The organism is Salinivibrio sp. HTSP (assembly GCF_003390965.1).
In the GTDB taxonomy this organism is placed as follows: domain Bacteria; phylum Pseudomonadota; class Gammaproteobacteria; order Enterobacterales; family Vibrionaceae; genus Salinivibrio; species Salinivibrio kushneri.
Map to the genome: position 1 here is coordinate 1 of NZ_PXUD01000057.1, position 4,288 is coordinate 4,288.

Annotated in this window: 5 protein-coding genes; all 5 read left to right on the forward strand. The window is 44.6% G+C overall.

Features of this window, described 5'->3' with window-relative positions; translation table 11 throughout:
• The coding region (locus C7A19_RS15605) for a hypothetical protein (protein ID WP_162300267.1) at positions 1–539 on the forward strand (539 nt) is incomplete at its 5' end.
• A gap of 356 nt (positions 540–895) precedes the next feature.
• Positions 896–1,375 carry a lecithin retinol acyltransferase family protein gene (locus C7A19_RS11260; protein ID WP_116644911.1) on the forward strand — a complete coding sequence of 160 codons (480 nt, stop codon included), beginning with the start codon at positions 896–898 and terminating at the stop codon, positions 1,373–1,375.
• 201 nt (positions 1,376–1,576) lie between these two features.
• The gene (locus C7A19_RS11265; protein WP_116644912.1) at positions 1,577–2,302 is read left to right on the forward strand and encodes a class I SAM-dependent methyltransferase; all 726 of its coding nucleotides are present in this window, start codon (positions 1,577–1,579) and stop codon (positions 2,300–2,302) included.
• Positions 2,303–2,424: 122 nt separating this feature from the next.
• Positions 2,425–3,576: a YbfB/YjiJ family MFS transporter gene (locus C7A19_RS11270; protein WP_201264084.1), complete on the forward strand. Its 1,152-nt coding sequence runs from the start codon at positions 2,425–2,427 to the stop codon at positions 3,574–3,576.
• Position 3,577: 1 nt separating this feature from the next.
• Positions 3,578–4,177: a glutathione S-transferase N-terminal domain-containing protein gene (locus tag C7A19_RS11275; protein WP_116644914.1), complete on the forward strand. Its 600-nt coding sequence runs from the start codon at positions 3,578–3,580 to the stop codon at positions 4,175–4,177.
• Positions 4,178–4,288: the final 111 nt, after the last annotated feature.

Here is a 4,288-nt window from a genome sequence, read left to right on the forward strand (position 1 = left end):
GTTATACGAAGCGGTTTATTCCTAAATTAGGTGCGGAAACTCGGATAAAGAGTTTACACGTTGAAATTAATGATTCGAGGAACGCTAGTGCGTCATTTTTTGATAGGTTTAAACGAATAGTTCCTACAAAGAATGGGCGTGAAAGGCTTTACCGTCAAAATTATTTTTGGGAGTGTCTAAAAGAACTAAATTTAGGCTTAAGCTCACAACAACAGTCTTCTACCTTTAGTGATGCTGTATCTTTTGTAAAAGAATATAATGAGTTATTAGAATCGCATATTAGTAAGTTGGACGATCTAGAAAAGAAACTAAAGTCAGCACTCAATAAAAACTCTCTCGAGGAGTACAAAATTGATAATATGCCAATACTAGGGAGAGGTTTTTATAAAACTTATCGCAATATTAAAACAATTAAAGCACTAAACTTCCAAGAGTTTAATAATATTGGTGAAAATATTCCGCACGCTTTAACATTGACACTGTATATAGCAACCATCTGTTATATGATCACGACTCATGATACGTGGGGTGAAATATAACAAATAAGAATAAGTGTCGCGCAGCCGACACTTTATTTGGGTGTTGAACAAGCCCGTTGCTTTATTAAGTAAATAGCTCGAATGCGGATAGGTAGGCACTGCGTCTGGCACTTTTTTAGCGCGAACGCAGCCAATAAAAAAGCGGATACATTGTTATTTAAAAAGTGATGCTTGGCGAAAGAAACACCACAAAAGAATCGAGTAGACATGGTTACCTCCGATATTAAAGGTCGCACATAAGAGTGGCAGATCCTAAACAGGGGGGCTATGTTATTAGTTATATCTATGCAACTACTTGAAGCGATAAAATATTCATACATATTGATGTCGTCAATTAATTAAATATAGGGTTACATATGTCAATTCAAAACCTAAATGCTGGCGATATTGTTGTCAGCAACTTCGGTGTTTATCAGCACTGGTCTTTAGTTTCAGACGCTTTGTGTGAAAAGGGGCTGCCTATGCTCATTTCTGCAACTCAGCGAAATGGTACCGTTCAAGAAGAAAACTGGGATGTAGTAACCCAAGGTAAACATACCTATCCAGCTAAAGTTACTTACGACCGCCCAGTACCAGAGGTACTCGAACTCGCTCGTTCTCAAATTGGACAGTGGAAATACTCACTAACAGACCGAAACTGTGAGCATTTTGCTAAATGGGCGACAGGATTAAAAATGTCTTCGACTCAAGTTGTTGCTGGTGCAACTGGTGCTGTTTTGGGTGCAAGTTTTATTGGTTTATGCTCAGAAAATCCGAAGTTTGCTAAGTTTCTCGGTGGTTCATTAGCTCTGGGTGGTTTAGCAGTCTTAGCTACTAAAGCCGTTGAGGAAAAATAGGTAAGACAAACGACTATTTCGTCAATCACTAGAGGTTGGCGAGGCTTTTATCCCACATCATTCCTCGTCTAAGCATTGAACCTAAGTTCACCATCATCTTACGCACACAGGCAATAATGGCGAATTTTCTCATCTCCGTTAGGCGTTATTGACTTTAACGCTTATATCAGTTTTCAATTAAAAATACTATGGAAAGTAATAATGAAATATAACAACCCCATCAACCCAAATTGTATAGATAACTTACTGGGTGAACTATGGCTCAATGAGGACTCTTTAGTCTTAGACGTTGGTTGTGGTAATGGTGAATTAATTAAAAGCGTTTTAGAAAAGTTTAACTGTCGGGCGGTAGTCATTGAAATTGATGAATGGGAGATTGCTAAAGCCAAGGAAAACTTGGAGCCTTATTTAGATAAAGTCACCTTTCATAATGCAGCATTCAAAGATGTGGAACTGCCTAGGGGCGTATTTGATGCGTGCTTTAGCTTAGGCTCTACTCATGCTTTTGGCGATGTTGGTGAAGCTTTAGACCATGCATTGTCTGACATGAAGGCTCTCATAGCGTCTAATGGCGTAATTGTACTTGGGGATGCGTATTGGCGAAAAGAACCAGATAAAGAGTACTTACTCGCAACAGGTATTGATCCGCTAGAGTTACGTTCAAACCTTCAAAACATAGAAGCAGGAAATCAACTAGGCCTTGAATGCGCTTATGTCGTCCATTCTTCTTATCAAGATTGGGATACGTTTGAAAGCTCGTTTTGGCTAGCTGCTGAACGCGAGTTGTTGCTAGACCCTGAAAATATCGAGCTATTGGATAAAGTAAAAACGAGACGACATTGGAAAGATGCGTATTTGAGGTGGGGGCGAGAAACAATGGGGTTTGCTCTATACCTATTCATTCACGCTACACCCCAAAGCATCTAAAAAATGAGTCTGAGGCTCTCCCAGTCTGAATAACGCTGTGAGCCTGGCACACTTAGCGCCATGGAGGGCATAACAATATGAGACCGAGTAGATTCAATTTCTCTGCGTTGCTCGTTGGGGCGATGGCAACATTTGTGGGGATTGGCGTGGCGCGGTTCGCCTACACACCAATTATTCCTGCACTCGTAGAAGCCAACTGGTTTACGGCCACGGAAGCGGCATACTTGGGGGCCGCGAATCTGCTCGGCTATCTCGGTGGAGCGATTGGCGCGCACATCCTCTCTGAACGATACAAACTCCGTTATGTGCTTGGGGGCGCTTATATCGCAGTCGCGTTAAGCTTCTTTCTTTGTCTGAGCCCGATCGGCTTCGTGTGGTTCTTTATCTGGCGATTTGTGTCTGGTTTTGCCGGTGCAACCTTGATGGTGGTCGGTCCCTCTCTGGCACTCTCAAGTACGCCTGCTTCACAACGACCAGCTACTGGAGCGATGGTTTTTACCGGTATCGGAATTGGGGCTTTTTTGTCGGCCACCGCGATTCCGTTATTTTTAAATGTGGGGCTTGTTTTAGCCTGGATTGGGCTCGGGGTGCTTGCTGTTGCGGCTGGTCTTGTCGCCGATAGGGCGTTCGCAGGCTTGAAATCATTACCAGCTATTCCCCATGCAGGAAATGGGTCAGAGGGCTTAACCGCTGCACAGAAGTGGAGCATAGGAATAGTCATGGCGGCGTATGCGATGGACGGAGTCGGCTTCGTTCCCCATACGGTTTTCTGGGTAGATTATCTTGCACGTGAAGTCGGTATGGGGCAGACCATCGCGAGTTTCCAATGGGCTGTTCTAGGTGTCGGTGCTGTTTTCGGACCTTTCATTGCCGGGAGGGCGGCCAAGAAGTTCGGTTGGCACGGGGCTCTGCTGTCAGGGTTGCTGGCAAAGTCCATCGCGACGGCATTACCGGTTATATCGGTATCGATGGCCAGTATTACCGTTTCATCCTTTGTCGTCGGAGCCATGATCCCCGGCATTGTTGCGCTCACAGCAGGACGACTTTCAGAGATTATGGGGCCTGCTGGTCACAAAAAGATATGGGGTATGGCGACCGCCATGTTCGCTGCATTTCAAGCAGCAGGTGGGTACGCTCTGGCATTTGTCTACTCCTTTCTTGGTACCTATGAAGCTTTATTCAGCATTGGTGCCGTTATTCTGGCGAGCGGCGTCCTCTTGCTATCAACCCGATATCTTATCGTTCGAAAAGCTACACAGATGGAGAAAAATTGATATGGAACTGTATCTGAACACGACGTCGCCTTATGCAAGAGTTGTCCGAATTTGCGCGATTGAAAAGCAGTTGGATGATGTGAAGCTCATCTGGGTAGATCCTTGGGCGGATGACAATGCGTTGCTCACCGCCAATCCGAATGGAAAAATTCCCGTGCTTGTAACGGATAGGGGAGAGACTTTATCAGAATCTCTTCTCATCGCGTCATACTTGGACGGGCTTTCCCCGACCCCCAGCTTGCTTGGCACACCCAACGACACTGATGTCCTTGCTCTCTCGGGGCTTAGTCAGGGCCTGACCGATGCGGCTTTTATGACGGTTATTAATCGGAAGCACTTTGGGAAAGAGAGCGATAGTACAGTACTCGGAGTTCGTCGACAGAATGCCATTATCAGGTGCCTTCAGACGCTGGAGGATAGGGTGAATACTGACGTTATACAGTCCGACATTAACCTTGGCCAGATTGTTACTGGCGTTGCCTTGAGTTATATCGATTTTCGATTACCGGAGCTGCAATGGGTTGAAAGCCAGCCACTCCTCGCTGACTGGTTAACGAGGTTTTCAGAGCGTGCGAGTGTCAAAGAAACGGCCTTTACTTAGGTTTTGTAATGATTATTTTTAGTGACTATCGCCAAAATTACATTAGGTCGATATGGCTGGTTCCGATATTAAAGGCCTCACCAAATTAACGAGATATTTTAAAAATAAACT